The organism is Streptomyces sp. NPDC056738, assembly GCF_042790435.1.
Classification (GTDB): Bacteria; Actinomycetota; Actinomycetes; order Streptomycetales; family Streptomycetaceae; genus Streptomyces.
The window spans coordinates 261,225-277,888 of the sequence record NZ_JBHTZF010000007.1 but is presented as its reverse complement, the minus strand read 5'-3'; the positions used below and the strand labels follow the sequence as shown (position 1 = coordinate 277,888).

Below are 16,664 nucleotides of genomic sequence, written 5' to 3'. Positions count from 1 at the left end.
ACGCCGCTAGCCTCTGCGACATGCCCGCCCGTATCACCGACCCCGAACAGCTCAAGGAGCTCCTCGGTATTCCGTTCACCCCGGAACAGACGGCCTGCATCATCGCGGAGCCGGCCCCCCAGGTGATCGTGGCCGGAGCCGGTTCGGGCAAGACCACGGTGATGGCGGCCCGTGTGGTGTGGCTGGTCGGCACCGGTCAGGTGGCCCCCGAACAGGTCCTCGGACTGACGTTCACCAACAAGGCGGCGGGCGAACTCGCCGAGCGGGTCCGCAAGGCGCTCGTCAAGGCGGGAGTCACCGACCCGGACGTCATCGACCCCGACAACCCGCCGGGCGAGCCGGTCATCTCCACGTACCACGCCTTCGCGGGCCGGCTGCTGACCGACCACGGCCTGCGGATCGGGCTGGAACCGACCTCCCGGCTCCTGGCCGACGCCACCCGCTACCAGCTCGCCGCGCGCGTGCTGCGCGAGGCGCCGGGCCCGTACCCGGCGCTTACCCGCTCCTTCCCCGACCTGGTCGGCGACCTCCTGACCCTCGACTCCGAGCTCGCCGAACACCTCGTGACGGCCGAGGACCTGCGCGCCCACGACGCCGAGCTGCTGCGCACCCTGGAGAGCGCGCGGCTCACGAACGCGGATCTGCGCAAGGTCCCGGAGACCGCCGCGGCCCGGCGCGAACTCGCCGAGCTGGTGGGCCGCTACCGAGCGGCGAAACGAGAGCGCGACCTCCTCGACTTCGGTGATCAGATCGCCCTCTCGGCCACCCTGGCCCGCACCCGCCCCGAGGTCGGCGAGATCCTGCGGGACGAGTTCCGCGTCGTCCTGCTGGACGAGTACCAGGACACGTCGGTGGCCCAGCGCGTCCTGCTCGCCGGACTGTTCGGCGGCGGCACCGGGCACCCCGTGACCGCGGTCGGCGACCCCTGTCAGGCGATCTACGGCTGGCGCGGCGCCTCCGTCGCCAACCTCGACGACTTCCCCGAGCACTTCGCCCGCCCCGACGGCCGCCCCGCCACCCGCCAGTCGCTCAGTGAGAACCGCCGCAGCGGCGGCCGCCTCCTCGACCTCGCCAACGGCCTCGCCGAGCCGCTGCGCGCCATGCACGCGGGCGTGGAGGCCCTGCGGCCCGCCCCGGGAGCCGAGCGGGACGGCCTCGTGCGCTGCGCGCTGCTGCCCACCCACGCCGAGGAGATCGGCTGGCTCGCGGACTCGATCGCCCATCTCGTGCGCACCGGAAAGGCACCCGCGGAGATCGCCGTCCTGTGCCGTACCGCCACCGACTTCGCCGAGATCCAGGGCGCGCTCGTCGCCCGGGACATCCCCGTCGAGGTGGTGGGCCTCTCCGGTCTGCTGCACCTTCCCGAGGTGGCCGACCTCGTGGCCGTCTGCGAAGTCCTCCAGGACCCGGGGGCGAACGCCTCCCTCGTGCGGCTGCTCACCGGTCCGCGCTGGCGCATCGGTCCGCGCGACCTCGCCCTCCTGGGGCGCCGCGCCCGTCTGCTCGTGTCCCACGCGCGCGTGGGCGCCGATGACGATCCGGACCGCAGGCTCGCCGCGGCCGTCGAGGGGGTCGACCCGGCCGAGGTGATCTCGCTCGCCGACGCCCTCGACACGTTCCTGGAGACGCCGATCGAGGCCGCGGGGGACGACGACGGGCTGCCCTTCTCGCCGGACGCCCGGGTGCGCTTCGCACGGCTCGCCGCCGAACTGCGCGACCTGCGCCGCTCGCTGGCCGATCCGCTCATGGACGTCCTGCACCGGGTGCTCGCCGTCACCGGTCTGGAGGTCGAGCTCTCCGCGTCCCCGCACGCCCTGGCGGCCCGCCGCCGCGAGACCCTGTCCAACTTCCTGGACGTCGCCGCCTCCTTCGCGGCCGGCGACGGCGAGGCGAGCCTGCTGGCCTTCCTCGGCTTCCTGCGCACCGCCGCGCAGTACGAGAAGGGACTGGACAACGCGCTGCCCGGCGGCGAGAACACCGTCAAGGTGCTCACCGCGCACAAGTCCAAGGGCCTGGAGTGGGACGTGGTGGCCGTCCCCGGCCTCGTCGACGGCACCTTCCCCAGCGGTCAGGGCCGTGACAAGTGGACCGCCCAGGGCAAGGTCCTGCCCCACCGGCTGCGCGGCGACGCCGACACGCTGCCCGACGTCGACACCTGGGACGCCAAGGGCATCAAGGCCTTCCACGAGGCCATGAAGGCCCACCAGCACACCGAGGAACTGCGCCTCGGCTACGTCACGTTCACCCGGCCCCGTTCGCTCCTGCTCGGCTCGGGCCACTGGTGGGGGCCCTCCCAGAAGAGGACGCGCGGCCCCTCGGACTTCCTGCACGCCCTCCACGACCACTGCGTCGCCGGACACGGCGAGATCGAGGTCTGGGCGGACGAACCGGCCGAGGACGAGGAGAATCCGGCCCTGCGCGAGGCGGCGGCCGACCACGCCTGGCCGCTCCCGCTCGACGACGAGGCCCTCGCCCGCCGGCGCGCGGCGGCGGAGACCGTGCTCGCCCACCTGGAGCGGGTGGCGTCCCACGACGAGACCCACCCGGGCGCCGACGCACACCCGTATCCGGCCGCCGCCCACGACCCCGGCTCGTACGACGATCCCGAATGGCCGCCCCCGCCCGAGGACGACATCCCGCCCTACGACGAGTACGACGAGTACGACGAGTACGGCGGGTACGACGAGGACGGCCTCCCCGAAGACGACTTCCCCGACGGCGCCCCGCCCGAGGACCGCTTTCCGCACGGCCGTTCCGCCGGGAGCGCTCCGCCCGAGGGCGACGACTCGGACTGGGACTCCTGGACGGCCGAACGGCCGGGAGACCGCACGGCCGGCCGCGGGAACGCACGCCCCACGGTGCCGCACCAGGCCCAGGGCCCCGCCGCCCGCCCGCACCCCCGGGAGACCACGAGCGAGCGCCTCACGCCCGAGGAGGCCCGCACCCTCGCGTCCTGGGACCGCGACCTGGACGCGCTCACCGGAGAGCTCCTGCGCGCCCGCGCGACCGTCACCCACGTCCCCCTGCCGGCCTCGCTCACCGCCTCGCAGCTCGTGCGTCTGGCCGCCGACCCGGACGGCTTCGCCCAGGAGCTCGCCCGCCCCATGCCGCGCCCCCCGCAGCCCGCCGCGCGCCGGGGCACGCGCTTCCACGCCTGGGTGGAGTCCCGTTTCGAGGAACTGCGGCTTCCGATGCTCGACCCCGAGGACCTGCCCGGCAGCGAGGCGGAGATCGCCGACGAGCACGACCTGGAAGCCCTGAAGGACGCCTTCGAACGCAGTCCCTACGCGCACCGCACCCCGTACCGCGTCGAGGTGCCCTTCCAGCTCGCGATCGCCGGCCGGGTCGTCCGCGGCCGGATCGACGCCGTCTACAGGGAAGGCGAGGGCGAGGAGACGACGTACGAGATCGTCGACTGGAAGACCGGCCACGGCCGCACGGCCGACCCGCTCCAGCTCGCGCTGTACCGCCTGGGCTGGGCCGAGCGGCAGGGCGTGCCCCTGGAATCCGTCACGGCCACGTTCCTGTACGTCCGCGACGGCGAGGCCGTACGGCCGGAGGGCCTCCCGGACCGTGCCGCGCTGGAGCGGCTGCTCACCGAGGACCCGGCGGGCGCGCGCGACGAGGTCCCAGGGGAACCGCCGGACGAACACGCCGCTGTGGGCGGATAGGCTCAGGAACATGAGCAAGCCCGTTGACAACGCCGTCAGCACCGTCCGTACGTACATCGAGACGCACCGCGCCGCCTTCCTCGACGACCTCGGTCGGTGGCTGCGCATCCCCTCGGTCTCGGCTCAGCCCGAGCACGCCGCGGACGTGGCACGCAGCGCCGACTGGCTCGCCGCCGAACTCCGGAAGACCGGCTTCCCGACCTGCGAGGTCTGGCCGACCGCGGGCGCCCCGGCCGTCTTCGCCGAATGGCCCTCCGAGGACCCCGACGCACCCACGGTCCTCGTCTACGGACACCACGACGTGCAGCCCGCCGCCCGCGAGGACGGCTGGGACACCGACCCCTTCGAGCCGGTGATCGTGGGCAACCACCTCCACGCGCGGGGGGCCGCGGACGACAAGGGCCAGGTGTTCTTCCACACACTCGGCGTCCGGGCCCACCTCGCCGCCACCGGGCGCACCACCCCCGCCGTGCACCTCAAGCTGCTGATCGAGGGCGAGGAGGAGTCCGGGTCCCCGCACTTCCGCGAGCTCGTCGAGAAGCACGCGCGGCGGCTCGCCGCCGACGCCGTGATCGTCTCCGACACCGGCATGTGGTCCGAGGACACCCCCACCGTCTGCACGGGCATGCGGGGCCTCGCCGAGTGCGAGATCGTCCTCCACGGACCCGGGCAGGACATCCACTCCGGATCCTTCGGCGGCGCCGTGCCCAACCCCGCCACCGCGGTCGCCCGCCTGGTCGCGGCCCTGCACGACGAGCACGCGCGCGTGGCCGTGCCGGGCTTCTACGACGGGGTCACCGAACTCACCGACCGCGAGCGGGAGCTCTTCGCCGAGCTGCCCTTCGACGAGGAACGATGGCTGCGCACCGCCAGGTCGACGGCCACCCACGGAGAGGCCGGCCACACCACCCTGGAGCGCGTCTGGGCCCGCCCGACCGCCGAGGTCAACGGCATCGGCGGCGGCTACCAGGGCGCGGGCAGCAAGACGATCATCCCGTCCTCGGCGCTGGTGAAGCTCTCCTTCCGGCTCGTCGCCGGGCAGGACCCGGACCACATCGAGAAGGCCGTACGCGCCTGGGCGGCCGGGCAGGTGCCCGACGGCATCCGGCTCGAGATCACGTTCAGCCCGTCCACCCGCCCCTGCCTGACCCCGCTCGACCACCCGGCCCTGCAGTCCGTCGCACGCGCCATGGGCCGCGCCTTCGAGCAGCCGGTCCGCTACACCCGCGAGGGCGGCTCGGGACCGGCTGCGGACCTCCAGGAGGTCCTCGGCGCCCCGGTGCTCTTCCTCGGCATCTCCGTCCCCTCCGACGGCTGGCACGCCCCCAACGAGAAGGTCGAACTCGACCTCCTCATGAAGGGCGTCGAGACGACCGCCTACCTGTGGGGCGACCTGGCCGAGAACTGGCGCGAGACAAACTGAACAAGCCGAACCACAGCCCCGACAGCGCACCACCGCACGCCCGTCCTGCTGAACCGCCCGTCGAGACAACCGTTCCACCGGGGGAGTTGGAAGCATCCGTGACCACCTGGACCGACCACAGCGCCGACCGTCCCATCTCGCTCACCGCTCCGAGCGGCATCGACCGGGCGGCCCATCACCGGCTCGACGAGGCCTGGCTCGCGGCCGCCTGGAGCCACCCCACGACCCGTGTCTTCGTGGTCTCCGGCGGCCAGGTGCTCATCGACGAGACGGCCGACGGCACCACCGAACTGCTGATGACGCCCTCCTTCGAGGCCCCGCTCACCGAAGCGCACCGCTACTTCCTGGGCACGGACGAGGACGGGGTGAGCTACTTCGCGCTCCAGAAGGACGCGCTTCCCGGCCGGATCGACCAGTCCGCCCGCCCGGCCGGACTACGTGAGGCGGGCCTGCTGCTGTCACCGCGTGACGCGGGCCTGATGGTGCACGCCGTCGGCCTGGAGAACTGGCAGCGCACCCACCGCTTCTGCTCCCGCTGCGGCGAGCGCACCGTCATCGCCGCCGCCGGACACATCCGCCGCTGCCCCGCGTGCGGCGCCGAGCACTACCCGCGCACCGACCCGGCCGTCATCATGGCCGTGACGGACGACGACGACCGCATCCTGCTCGGCCGCCAGGTGCACTGGCCCGAAGGCCGCTTCTCCACCCTCGCCGGCTTCGTCGAGCCCGGTGAGTCGATCGAGCAGTCCGTGCGCCGCGAGGTCTTCGAGGAGGCCGGGGTCACGGTCGGCGAGGTCGAGTACGTCGCCAGCCAGCCCTGGCCGTTCCCCTCCAGCCTGATGCTGGGCTTCCGGGCCCGCGCCACCTCGTCGGAGATCGACGTCGACGGCGAGGAGATCGAGGAGGCCCGCTGGTTCTCCCGGGACGACCTGCGCGCCGCCTTCGAGTCCGGAGAGGTCATGCCTCCCTACGGGATCTCGATCGCCGCGCGCCTGATCGAGCTCTGGTACGGAAAGCCCCTGCCGACCCGCAACGCCCCCTGAGCGTGCCCCGGACATGACGGTGCCCCTCCGACGAGCTCGTCGGAGGGGCATTGCCGTGCGCGCGGGAGGTCAGGCCGTGAGGGCCTGCTTCACCTGGGCGAGACTCGGGTTCGTCATGACGACCTCGGCGCCACCGGCGCCGGAGACGATCCGGACCGTCGGAACCGTCTGGTTGCCGCCGTTCGCCTTCTCGACGAACGCCGCGGACTGCGGGTCCTGCTCGATGTTGATCTCGGTGTACGCGATGCCCTCACGGTCCATCTGGCTCTTGAGCCGACGGCAGTAGCCGCACCACGTGGTGCTGTACATCGTCACAGTGCCCTGCATGTCTCATGCGCTCCTTCACGGCTTGGGTGCGTGGTCGCTGCAAGTGGAACGCAGGTCACCCGGTCACCATTCCCGTGGGGGGTATCGAGGACGCCCATCGCGACGTGACGCTCGCCGCACCCTGTGCCGCACCGCAGGTGAGAGCGCCGGGTGGAGCGGGGACGTGACACCGGCGACATGGCCGAAAACGTCACCTCGGAACCGACGGCCGAGGTGACGCTCACCGCATTCGTACGACTGCAGCCGTCTCCCTGTGGACAACCGGCTCACCGGTCTCCGCCGACCTGGCAGCATGGCTGTGTGACAGCAGCAACGCACTCCCCCCTCTTCCCGCAGGTTCCGGACACGGCCGACGCGGTGCTCGACGGGCTCGACCCCGAGCAGCGCGCGGTCGCCACCGCCCTGCACGGTCCGGTGTGCGTGCTGGCGGGAGCCGGCACGGGCAAGACCCGGGCGATCACCCACCGCATCGCCTACGGGGTGCGCGCGGGGATCCTCCAGCCCTCCAGCGTGCTCGCGGTCACCTTCACCAACCGGGCCGCCGGAGAGATGCGCGGACGGCTGCGGCAGCTCGGCGCGGGAGGTGTCCAGGCCCGCACCTTCCACTCCGCGGCGCTGCGCCAGCTCCAGTACTTCTGGCCGAAAGCCGTCGGTGGCTCACTGCCCCGGCTGGTGGACCGCAAGATCCAGCTCGTCGCGGACGCGGCGGCCGCCTGCCGCATCCGCCTCGACCGGGGAGAGCTGCGGGACGTCACCGGCGAGATCGAGTGGTGCAAGGTCACCCAGACCATCCCCGCCGACTACGCCGCTGCCGCCGCCAAGGCCGGCCGCGAGGCGCCCCGGGACCCGGCCGAGACCGCCAAGATCTACGCGGCGTACGAGGACCTCAAGCGCGACCGCGCGGTCATCGACTTCGAGGACGTCCTGCTGCTCACGGTCGCCATCCTCCAGGACCGGCACGACATCGCCGAGCAGGTCCGCTCCCAGTACCAGCACTTCGTGGTCGACGAGTACCAGGACGTCAGCCCCCTCCAGCAGCGCCTCCTGGAGCTGTGGCTCGGTGAACGCGACAACCTCTGCGTGGTGGGCGACGCCAGCCAGACGATCTACTCGTTCACCGGTGCAACCCCGGACCACCTTCTCGACTTCCGCACCCGCCATCCCGGAGCCACCGTCGTCAAGCTCGTCCGCGACTACCGCTCCTCGCCCCAGGTCGTCCACCTGGCCAACGGACTGCTCTCCCAGGCCCGCGGCCGGGCCGCCGAGCACCGGCTCGAACTGATCTCCCAGCGGCCCGCCGGCGCCGAACCCGTCTACGCCGAGTACACCGACGAGCCCGCCGAGGCCGAGGGCGCCGCCCGCCGCATCCGCGACCTCATCGCCTCGGGCGTCCCCGCCGGCGAGATCGCGATCCTGTTCCGCACGAACTCCCAGTCCGAGACCTACGAGCAGGCCCTCGCCGACGCCGGTGTGCCCTACCAGCTCCGCGGCGCCGAGCGGTTCTTCGACCGCCCCGAAGTGCGCAAGGCGGGTGCGGCGCTGCGCGCGGCGGCCCGTTTCGGCGGCAACGACTCACTGCTCGACGACGCCGTCGACCTGCCCTCGCAGGTCCGGGCGGTGCTCTCGGGCGAGGGCTGGACGACCAACCCCCCGGCGGGCTCCGGGGCGGTCAGGGAGCGCTGGGAGTCGCTGGCCGCCCTGGTGAATCTGGCGCACGACTTCGCGGCCGCCAAGCCCGGCGCGACGCTCGGCGACCTGGTGGCCGAGCTCGACGAACGCGCGAGCGCCCAGCACGCCCCGACGGTCCAGGGCGTCACCCTCGCCTCTCTCCACTCCGCCAAGGGACTGGAGTGGGACGTCGTCTTCCTGGTGGGGGTCGCCGAGGGCATGATGCCGATCACCTACGCAAAGACCGACGAGCAGGTCGAGGAGGAGCGCCGCCTGCTCTACGTCGGTGTCACCCGCGCCAGAGAGCACCTGTTCGTCTCCTGGGCGCTCGCCCGCTCGCCCGGCGGCCGCGCGGGCCGGCGCCCCAGCCGGTTCCTGGACGGGCTGCGCCCCGGCTCCGTCGCCACCGCGGGCGGTCGCGCCGGCGGCGGCCCGGGCGGCATCGAGCGCGGCGCCGCGCGCTCCGGCGTCACCGCCGAACGGCGTACGAGCCGCAGCCCCGCGCGCTGCCGGGTCTGCGGCCGCACCCTCACCGACGCCGGCGAGATGAAGCTGATGCGCTGCGACGACTGCCCCTCCGACATGGACGAGGGTCTCTACGAGCGGTTGCGCGAGTGGCGCGCGGTGCAGGCGGAGCGCAGCGGGCAGCCCGCGTTCTGCGTCTTCACCGACAGGACGCTGATGGCGATCGCGGAGACCGCGCCGGACGAGGAGGGCGAGCTCGCCCGGATCCCCGGGGTCGGTGTCCGCAAACTCAACCGCTTCGGAGCCGACGTTCTGGCCATCTGTGCAGGTCGGGAGGTCACGGGGCACGGTGCGGGCAACTGATTGAAACTCGTCGAGAAAATAGTTTGCGCATGCCCCAGCAATCCCCATAGGTTCTTAACCACGGCAGCAGCGGCCTTCTCGAAGGCCCTGGTTCCGTGCTGTACTTAATAACCGTCGGACCGGTTCGCGCCGGTCCCCCAAGACGCCGAGAGGAGGCGATTCCAGTGATCAGCATCGACACCAGCTCCATCAACACCGTGAAAATGACCGATCCCTCGGTCGTCGTCTCCATGTGCTCGCTCGGCGTCTCGAACCTGGGCACCGGTCTGTCCGGCATCAGCGCCGTCCGGCCGGCGTCCTCCGTGTCTCTCGTGGGTCTTCCCATTCGTGAGCGCAATGAGCGACCGACGCAGGCACTGGAAGCGGCAGTAGTGGCAGAGGCGCACGCCTATGCCTTTGCGGCAGCCGGTGCCGGATCCCTGAAGCAGACGCAGCAGCACCACACGATGTGGGCCTTCCGTGGGCCTGAACCCTGGAGTGATCCAGCCTGATTCACCATCAGGCCGGCGCCTTCAGGGCCGCGGAACCCCACCCGGGATCCGCGGCCCTTCTGTTTGTCCCCGACCGGGGACGACAGAGCGAAGGGGCCTCGGGACAAGAAAAGAACCCGGTACCAGCCGCCAACCGGCCGACCCCGGCCGGCACGACCAGACGAGGAAGACGAACCGTGCAACTCGAAGCGCACGCCCCGTCCGTACCGCCTTCCGAAACGATCCCCCCGCCCGGCCTCACGGAGGACTCCACCTTGATCCCCCTCACCGCGCTCACCGCGCTCGACGACGCCATCGAGAACCTCGGCGTACCCGTCCCCTGCCGTTCCTACGACCCGGAGGTCTTCTTCGCCGAGTCGCCGGCCGACGTCGAGTACGCCAAGTCTCTCTGCCGCACCTGCCCGCTGATGGAGGCCTGCCTCGCCGGCGCCAAGGAGCGGCGTGAGCCCTGGGGCGTCTGGGGTGGCGAGCTCTTCGTCCAGGGTGTCGTCGTGGCCCGCAAGCGGCCGCGTGGCCGCCCGCGCAAGAACCCGGTCGCGGCATGAACATCCGAGGAACGATCGACCGCCCCCTGACGCACGACCCCAAGAAACAGGCCCCGATGAAGCCGTCCACGAGCGAGCCCGCAGGCTCCGCGACCACAGACTTCGCCACCACCGGCGCGAACGACTCGCGTCAGAACAGGACCCGAGAGATGCAACTCATCCCAGAAGCCCTGGCTCGTGCGCATATGCACGAGCGACTGCACCAGGCCGAGCGGGAACGTCAGGCCGTGCGCCTGGCGGCCGCTCGCCGCATGCAGCGCCGGGCCGAGCGCGCTTCGATGCGAGCCCGGCGCGCGCTGGCCATGGCGGTCATGCAGTAATCGACGCCCAGCGTCGTAGCAGCCGTTGCAGTCGCAGCACATCCACGCAGGAAGTGGCGGGGGCCGGTCCGTTCGGACCGGCCCCCGCGGTGCGTCGCGTTGCACCGCGCGAACCGCGGGCCACGGCGCTATCGTCGCCCGAGTGACGAGTCTTCCCGAAGACAGTGACAACACCGGCCCCGCACCGGAGTCCACCGGCCCTGCACCGGAGTCCACCGGCCCCGGACCGGAGACCGACGCGGCCGAGAAGATCGTGTGCGCCGAGTGCGGCACCACGGCCGAGGGCCCCCGGCCGACGTGGACCTGTTCCGTCGAGAACGGCACCCGCCTCTACTTCTGCGACACCTGCGCCCGCAGCCATCTCAGAGCGATCGAGGGCCGTCTCGACTCGGCCTGGTGGTAGCCCGCCCGACGAGTACCCGGCCCCGCCGGCCGGGCCCGGGCGCGCTCTCACGCCTCGACGGCCGACACCTCTTCGCCCAACTCCTCGTCCTCCAGCTCCTCCTCGGGCACGAACCCCGGCAGCCACTCCTCCAGTTCGTCGCGCAGCCGGACCGTCGCGCCGAGCTGACACAGGACGCCTATGGTGCTGAGGGTCACCCGGTGTATGAGGAGATAGGAGGGCGGCAGGTTCAACTGCCTGCCCAACTGGTGGGCGGGAGAGCGCGGGTCGGCGATCCGGGCGGCCTGGTTGCGCATCCAGCTCCGGGTGAAGGTGAACTCGTCCGCCTCGGCCGGTTCGATGATCGGCAGGAGATAGTCCAGGACCGCGTCGGGTTCGAGGTCTATCGACTCCTTGACGAAGCCTTCCTCACAGAGCAGTTCGTAGACCGACTCGGCGTCGCCGTCCAGGGTCATCCGCAGGGAATCGCCGATCGGCTGGGGCAGTCCGCCGGGCAGCCGGTCCACCGTGCCGAAGTCCAGGACGCCCAGCCGCCAGCCGTTCTCCCCGTCCGGCAGGAGACGGAAGTTGCCGGGGTGCGGATCGGCGTGCAGCAGGCCGGTGCGGGCGGGGCCCGAGAAGAGGAATCGGGCCAGCAACTGCCCGGCACGGTCCCGCTGTTCCGGCGTGCCGTCGTTGATCACCTCCGACAGCGGCACCCCGTCGATCCACTCCGTCACCAGCACCTGCTCGCACTGGTGGACCACAGCGGGCACCAGCACGTCGGGATCGTCGGCGAACTCCGCGGCGTGCACCGCCTGGGCCTGCGCCTCCAGGCCGTAGTCGAGCTCCTCGGAGACGCGGTCGCGCAGCTCCGCGATGAGCGGCTTGATGTCCATGCCGGGGATCAGGGGCCCCAGAAGCCGGGCGAAGCGGCTGAGTTGGGTCAGATCGGACAGCAGCGCCTCGCCGGCCCCCGGATACTGCACCTTGACGGCGACGTCCCGGCCGTCGTGCCACACCGCCCGGTGCACTTGGCCGATCGAGGCCGCCGCCGACGGCTTGTCCTCGAACTCCACGAACAGGTCGGCCCAGTCCGCGCCGAGCCGCTCCTCCAGTACGGAGTGGACCGTGCGCGTCGGCATGGGAGGTGCCGCGTCCTGGAGTTTCGTCAGCGCCGCGCGATAGGGGCCCGCGATCTCCTCGGGCAGTGCCGATTCGAACACGGACAGTGCCTGCCCGAACTTCATCGCACCGCCCTTCAGTTCCCCGAGGACCTTGAAGAGCTGCTCGGCCGTGCGCTGCTGGAGCTCGCGGCCCACGATCTCCGCCGACTTGCCGCCGATCCGCTTCCCGAGCCCCCAGGTCGCCCGCCCGGCGAAGCCGATCGGCAGCGCGGCCAGTTTGGCAGTCCGTGTGACTGCCTTCCGGGGAAGATCAGACATGCGCCCTCCAGGTCCCAGCAAGCTGTGCCGCGTGCGGCTGTAGCCCTGCCATTCTCTCGTGTGCTTCGCCGTCCTCGGGGGTTCGCTCTCCATTTGTTTTCCTCGCGGTGCCGCACGGACAGTCCGCGTGCGCCGGGACCGGTGTCGCCCGCCACGCGCAGCCCGGCAGTGACGCCTCCCAGCGGGCCCCGGCGCAGCCGGGCGGATCGCCGTCCAGGAAGGCGAGCGCGTGGCTCGCCGCGAGTCCGGCGACCGCGGCGGCCAGGGCGAGATCGCACGCGGCCACCCGCCGCTGCCGACCGGAGCGCCACTGCGCGACCAGGCGCGGCCAGGCCGGATCCAGGTCGGCGCGCCGCCGGTCCAGGCAGCCCGCGCAGCCGGTGTCGCCGGGCAGGACCAGGGGCCCGACGACTCCGGTCGCCTCGACGACCCCCGCGTAGAGATGGGGTGTCCCCGAGGCGATCAGCCCCTCGGTCTGCGCGGGGTCCGGCGCGTGGACGGCGAGTCCGTCCCTGGGGGCGAAGATCACGAGAGACAGTCCGCGTGCCTCCTCTCCTCTTCCGTTCCTGGCGACGGCGCGGGGCGGTCGGTCGGGGGACGCCCGGCGCACCGCCCGCCGCGCGGCGTCCTCCCGGCGCTCGCCGATGGACTCGACGGGCAGCCCGCCGGGCGCCACGTCCCACGGGTCCACGTGACCGAGGTCACGCACGTCGACCTCGCCCACCCCGGCGCCCGCGAGCAGCGCGGCCAGCACGACTCCCACCCGGCCGGCGCCCAGCACCCGTACCCGCAGCCGGCGACGGGCGGCCAGACGCTCGACGGCGCCCCCCGGCTCACGGGCGACCAGGGACAGGGAGGCGAGGTCCGACTGCAGCCGGTCCATGACCTCCTTCTTCTCGCGCAGCGCGTCCGCGGCCGGGCCGCCCGCGGACGCGTCGTCCAGGAGACCGGACTCGGCCAGCCGGTCCACCAGTCCGTCCACATGGCCGGCGGGCAGCCCCATCCCACGCCCCTGCCGGCGCAACAGCGGCATGCCGCGTGTCCCGTCGAGCAGTTCCAGAAAGCTGCCGGTCGCCGTGTCCATCGGGCCCAGCACCATCGCGTGCGCCGGTGTCATCCCGAACTGCACGGTGTTGAGATCCCGCCAGCCGCGCCGCAGAGCGGGCTTCACGATCGGATGCATGACCTACCCCCGTAGATCCGTAGTACGTCCCCGTATGTCCGCGGCGCACTCCCGCGGCGCGGACCGAGTGCCAGCATGCCCGGGCCCGCCGGACGCCGCCGAAAGTTGTCCACAGATGGCACCGTTCGTCGTACGAATCAATCGGGCAGGGCGCGGATCGGCATCGAACCGTCCCGGGGGCGGGACTTTCGCCATGTGCAGCAGGTAACGTCGGGGCCGTGCCCGCCGACCCACCGCACAGCGTCGCGACATCTCAGCGCAGCACGACGAGCCCGCCGCCGAGCGGTTCGGGGGCGCGCGCGATCGAGGTCCGCAGGAGCGCCCGACGGCGCAGAACGGTCTCCGCGTACCGCGAGGGCGACCGCACCGTCGTGCTCATCCCCGCCCGGATGTCCGAGGCGGAGGAGAAACGCTGGGTGTCGGTCATGCTCGACAAACTGGCCGCCCAGGAGAGCAGGCGTGTGCTCGGCGACAGCGAGCTGGCCGAACGCGCCGAGCGGCTGTCGGCCCATTACTTCGACGGCCGGGCGCGGCCGTCGTCGGTGCGCTGGGTCACCAACCAGAACACCCGCTGGGGCTCCTGCACCCCCGCCGAGGGCAGCATCCGTCTGTCGCACCGGCTGCAGGGCATGCCCGAGTACGTCGTCGACTACGTCCTCCTCCACGAGCTCGCCCATCTGCTCGTGCCCGGCCACGGACCCCGTTTCTGGCGGCTCCTGGAGGCCTATCCGCGCACCGAGCGCGCCCGCGGCTACCTCGAAGGCGTCGTCGCCGCGGACCGGCTGCCCCACCTCCCGGCGGCACGCGAGGAGTAGGGGCGGCCCGATCGTCCCGCCCGGAGTGCGATTGTGTACCGGGTCTGCACCGGCTTCGTCCACTTCCGGACTTTGCCGTTAGCCTGACGCGACGCACTCGTATTCGGGATGGGGGACGGTCGTTACGCATGGCCAGGGAATTCCAACGCGGCCACAAGGCCAAGATCAGTGACCTCACCGCGGGCACGGATCTGTACGTAGGTGTGCAGATCACCGGCCCCGGACTCACCTTCGACATCAGCTGCTTCGGCCTGGACGCCGAGGAACGGCTGTCGGACGACCGGTACTTCGTCTTCTTCAACCAGCCGAAGTCCCCCGAGGAGTCGATCCAGCTCCTCGGCGCGCAGTCGGGCGACACGGAGTCCTTCCGGGTCACCCTCGACCGGATCCCGGCGAAGATCCAGAAGCTGTCGTTCACGGCGACGATCGACGGCGCCGGACAGATGTCGCAGATCGCACCCGGATACCTGCGCGTGGTCGCGGGCGGCGAGGAGGTGGCCCGGTACGCGTTCAGCGGTGCCGAGTTCTCCACCGAACGTGCCGTGATGCTGGGCGACTTCTACCTCAAGGACGTCTGGCGCTTCGCCGCCGTGGGACAGGGCTTCGACGGCGGCCTCGACGCGCTGCTGAAGAACTTCGGCGGCGAGGTCGCCGAGGAGGAGCCGGCCGCCGCCCCGCAGCCGCAGCCCGGCGCCGCTCCGTCCTTCGCCCCGCCCGCGTTCGGCGCGCCGCCGGCGCCCGCTCCCGCGCCTCCCGCTCCGGCGCCCGCGCAGGGCTTCGCGCCGCCCCCCGGCGGCGCACCGCACGCTCCCACGCCCGCCCCCGCGCCCTCGATGCACGGCGCGCCGACGATCGTGGCGCCGCTGCACACCCCGCCGGGCGGCACCGTTCCGCCGCCGGGCCCTGCGCCCTACGGGCAGCCGCCCGGTCCGCCGCCCGGGTACGGCCAGCAGCCCGGCCAGACGGCCCAGATGCCGCCCGGCTACGGCCAGCAGGCACCGACCGCGCCTCCCGGATACGGCCAGCAGCCCCCGTCGGCGCCCCCCGGATACGGTCAGCAGCCGCCCTACGGCCAGATCCCCGGCCAGGCACCGGGGCAGTACCCGGGCCAGCCCGGCGCCCCGTCCCCCTACGGCGCACCCCAGGGCGCTCCGCAGGGCGGGGCCGGTGTGACCGCCGCGCTGAGCGCCTTCAAGGAGACGCCCACCGGCCAGCGCTGGACTCCGCAGAACAAGAAGCTCATCCGCGTCGACCTCGGTATCGGCGGTCAGCCCGTACTGGCCCGCCAGGGCAGCATGGTGCTGTACCAGGGCAAGGTCGACTTCAGCTACAAGGGCGCCGGGTTCGCCGGCCGCATCGTGGGCAACGCCACCGGCCAGGAGATGCAGCTCATGCGCTGCACCGGCCAGGGCCAGGTGTTCTTCGCCGAGAACGCCACCCACGTGCACCCCATCGAGCTCCAGGGCGACGCGATCTGCGTCTCCGCGGAGAACGTCCTCGCCTTCGACGAGTCCCTCCAGTACGAGGTCCGCCGCATCGAGGGCCACGGCATCCCCGGGGGTGCCCTGTTCACGATGCAGTTCCAGGGGACGGGCACCATCGTCGTCAAGACGCACGGCGCGCCCGTCGTCCTGCCGGTGACGCCCACGACGTTCGCCGACTGCAACGCCGTCGTCGCCTGGTCCGCCGCCGCGCAGGTGATCGTCTCCAGCCAGGTGAGGATGCGCCGGAACGCCTACGCCGGTGACACCGGGGAGAGCGTGAACCTCCAGTTCCGTGCCGCGCCCGGCAATTTCGTCGTCGTCCAGCCGTACGAGGTCTGAGGGAGCCCGTCATGAACCAGCCACTCGCGGGCTTCGCCCCTGCACCCGTCACCGCGCGCATGGAGAACCACGGCAATCACATGCTGAAGGTCGCCATGCAGACCGGAAACGACCTCCTCGCGCGCGTGGGGTCGATGGTCGCCTACGAAGGGTTCGTCCAGTACGAGCCCAACCCGCCCGCCGTGCGCCAGATCGCCCGCGACTGGATGACCGGCGAGGGCGCGCCCCTCATGAAGTGCTCCGGCGACGGGCTGCTCTATCTCGCCGACTACGGGGCGAACGTCGTCGTCATCAACCTCAACGGTGACGCGATCTCCGTCAACGCGACCAATCTGCTCGCCTTCGACGCCCACCTCACCTGGGGCGTCGAGCGGGTCAAGGGGCTCGCCAAGTTCGCCGGACAGGGTCTGTGGAACACCAAGATCTCCGGCCAGGGCTGGGTGGCGCTGACCTCCCGCGGCAAGCCGATCGTCGTCGACTGCGGCGGCGGTGAGGACGAGACGTACGTCGACCCGGACGCGCTCGTCGCCTGGTCCCCGAACCTCAAGGTGAAGGGCAAGCGCAGCTTCAAGGCACAGTCGCTCATCGGACGCGGCAGCGGCGAGGCGTTCCAGATGGCGTTCTCCGGGCAGGGCATCGTCGTCGTCCAGCCCAGCGAGGACAGCACCGACCGCCTCCGAGTCCGGGGCTGAGGGGGAGC

Annotated in this window: 14 protein-coding genes; 11 read left to right on the top strand and 3 right to left on the bottom strand. The window is 72.1% G+C overall.

Going from position 1 to position 16,664, the window contains the following annotated elements; all coding sequences use genetic code 11:
* The first annotated feature begins 20 nt into the window (after positions 1-20).
* The 3 genes from ACFRIC_RS20600 (at position 21) to nudC (ending at position 6,137) form a co-directional block, all read left to right on the top strand.
* Positions 21-3,671 carry a UvrD-helicase domain-containing protein gene (locus tag ACFRIC_RS20600; RefSeq protein ID WP_382787651.1) on the top strand — a complete coding sequence of 1,217 codons (3,651 nt, stop codon included), beginning with the start codon at positions 21-23 and terminating at the stop codon, positions 3,669-3,671.
* A gap of 10 nt (positions 3,672-3,681) precedes the next feature.
* Positions 3,682-5,094, top strand: a complete 1,413-nt coding sequence (locus tag ACFRIC_RS20595; RefSeq protein WP_382787649.1) for a dipeptidase — start codon at positions 3,682-3,684, stop codon at positions 5,092-5,094.
* Between the two features lie 98 nt (positions 5,095-5,192).
* Positions 5,193-6,137 (top strand): NAD(+) diphosphatase, encoded by a 945-nt coding sequence (nudC, locus tag ACFRIC_RS20590; RefSeq protein ID WP_382787647.1) that lies wholly within the window; start codon positions 5,193-5,195, stop codon positions 6,135-6,137.
* A gap of 69 nt (positions 6,138-6,206) precedes the next feature.
* Here nudC and ACFRIC_RS20585 read toward each other — a convergent pair whose 3' ends face one another.
* Positions 6,207-6,464 (bottom strand): mycoredoxin, encoded by a 258-nt coding sequence (locus tag ACFRIC_RS20585; protein WP_361690229.1) that lies wholly within the window; start codon positions 6,462-6,464, stop codon positions 6,207-6,209.
* 300 nt (positions 6,465-6,764) lie between these two features.
* On the opposite strand from ACFRIC_RS20585, the gene ACFRIC_RS20580 reads away from it, so the two are divergent.
* The 5 genes from ACFRIC_RS20580 (at position 6,765) to ACFRIC_RS20560 (ending at position 10,719) form a co-directional block, all read left to right on the top strand.
* On the top strand, positions 6,765-8,960 hold the full coding sequence (locus tag ACFRIC_RS20580) for an ATP-dependent DNA helicase UvrD2 (RefSeq protein ID WP_382787645.1): 2,196 nt from the start codon (positions 6,765-6,767) through the stop codon (positions 8,958-8,960).
* Positions 8,961-9,124: 164 nt separating this feature from the next.
* The gene (locus ACFRIC_RS20575) at positions 9,125-9,451 is read left to right on the top strand and encodes a hypothetical protein (protein ID WP_382787643.1); all 327 of its coding nucleotides are present in this window, start codon (positions 9,125-9,127) and stop codon (positions 9,449-9,451) included.
* Between the two features lie 176 nt (positions 9,452-9,627).
* Positions 9,628-9,996: a WhiB family transcriptional regulator gene (locus tag ACFRIC_RS20570; protein ID WP_028802016.1), complete on the top strand. Its 369-nt coding sequence runs from the start codon at positions 9,628-9,630 to the stop codon at positions 9,994-9,996.
* Positions 9,993-10,316 carry a hypothetical protein gene (locus tag ACFRIC_RS20565; protein ID WP_339131344.1) on the top strand — a complete coding sequence of 108 codons (324 nt, stop codon included), beginning with the start codon at positions 9,993-9,995 and terminating at the stop codon, positions 10,314-10,316. The genes ACFRIC_RS20570 and ACFRIC_RS20565 overlap by 4 nt, the downstream gene beginning before the upstream one ends.
* Before the next feature lie 142 nt (positions 10,317-10,458).
* Positions 10,459-10,719, top strand: coding sequence for a hypothetical protein (locus ACFRIC_RS20560; protein WP_382787640.1), 261 nt, complete (start codon positions 10,459-10,461; stop codon positions 10,717-10,719).
* A 47-nt stretch (positions 10,720-10,766) separates the two neighbouring features.
* On the opposite strand, the gene ACFRIC_RS20555 is transcribed toward ACFRIC_RS20560, so the two are convergent.
* Both ACFRIC_RS20555 and ACFRIC_RS20550 read right to left on the bottom strand, forming a co-directional pair.
* Complete coding sequence (locus tag ACFRIC_RS20555) at positions 10,767-12,143, bottom strand: ABC1 kinase family protein (RefSeq protein WP_382787638.1); 1,377 nt, start codon at positions 12,141-12,143, stop codon at positions 10,767-10,769.
* The gene (locus tag ACFRIC_RS20550; protein ID WP_382787636.1) at positions 12,136-13,326 is read right to left on the bottom strand and encodes a ThiF family adenylyltransferase; all 1,191 of its coding nucleotides are present in this window, start codon (positions 13,324-13,326) and stop codon (positions 12,136-12,138) included. The genes ACFRIC_RS20555 and ACFRIC_RS20550 overlap by 8 nt, the downstream gene beginning before the upstream one ends.
* Positions 13,327-13,544: 218 nt before the next feature.
* Here ACFRIC_RS20550 and ACFRIC_RS20545 point away from each other — a divergent pair, with 218 nt between their 5' ends.
* From ACFRIC_RS20545 to ACFRIC_RS20535, 3 genes are all read left to right on the top strand, one after another.
* Positions 13,545-14,141 carry a M48 family metallopeptidase gene (locus ACFRIC_RS20545; RefSeq protein WP_382787634.1) on the top strand — a complete coding sequence of 199 codons (597 nt, stop codon included), beginning with the start codon at positions 13,545-13,547 and terminating at the stop codon, positions 14,139-14,141.
* A gap of 128 nt (positions 14,142-14,269) precedes the next feature.
* Positions 14,270-15,964 carry a TerD family protein gene (locus ACFRIC_RS20540; protein ID WP_382787632.1) on the top strand — a complete coding sequence of 565 codons (1,695 nt, stop codon included), beginning with the start codon at positions 14,270-14,272 and terminating at the stop codon, positions 15,962-15,964.
* A gap of 11 nt (positions 15,965-15,975) precedes the next feature.
* A complete protein-coding gene (locus ACFRIC_RS20535; protein ID WP_103548048.1) occupies positions 15,976-16,656 on the top strand; it encodes an AIM24 family protein in 681 nt (226 codons plus the stop codon).
* The last annotated feature ends 8 nt before the right edge of the window (positions 16,657-16,664 follow it).

What these genes read in the sequence shown, in the direction of transcription:
- ACFRIC_RS20595 (WP_382787649.1), top strand. Translation starts at nt 3,682, where the DNA reads ATGAGCAAGCCCGTTGACAACGCCGTCAGCACCGTCCGTACGTACATC.
- ACFRIC_RS20565 (WP_339131344.1), top strand. Translation starts at nt 9,993, where the DNA reads ATGAACATCCGAGGAACGATCGACCGCCCCCTGACGCACGACCCCAAG.
- ACFRIC_RS20600 (WP_382787651.1), top strand. Translation starts at nt 21, where the DNA reads ATGCCCGCCCGTATCACCGACCCCGAACAGCTCAAGGAGCTCCTCGGT.
- ACFRIC_RS20555 (WP_382787638.1), bottom strand. Translation starts at nt 12,143, where the DNA reads ATGTCTGATCTTCCCCGGAAGGCAGTCACACGGACTGCCAAACTGGCC.
- ACFRIC_RS20535 (WP_103548048.1), top strand. Translation starts at nt 15,976, where the DNA reads ATGAACCAGCCACTCGCGGGCTTCGCCCCTGCACCCGTCACCGCGCGC.
- ACFRIC_RS20550 (WP_382787636.1), bottom strand. Translation starts at nt 13,326, where the DNA reads ATGCATCCGATCGTGAAGCCCGCTCTGCGGCGCGGCTGGCGGGATCTC.
- ACFRIC_RS20540 (WP_382787632.1), top strand. Translation starts at nt 14,270, where the DNA reads ATGGCCAGGGAATTCCAACGCGGCCACAAGGCCAAGATCAGTGACCTC.
- ACFRIC_RS20585 (WP_361690229.1), bottom strand. Translation starts at nt 6,464, where the DNA reads ATGCAGGGCACTGTGACGATGTACAGCACCACGTGGTGCGGCTACTGC.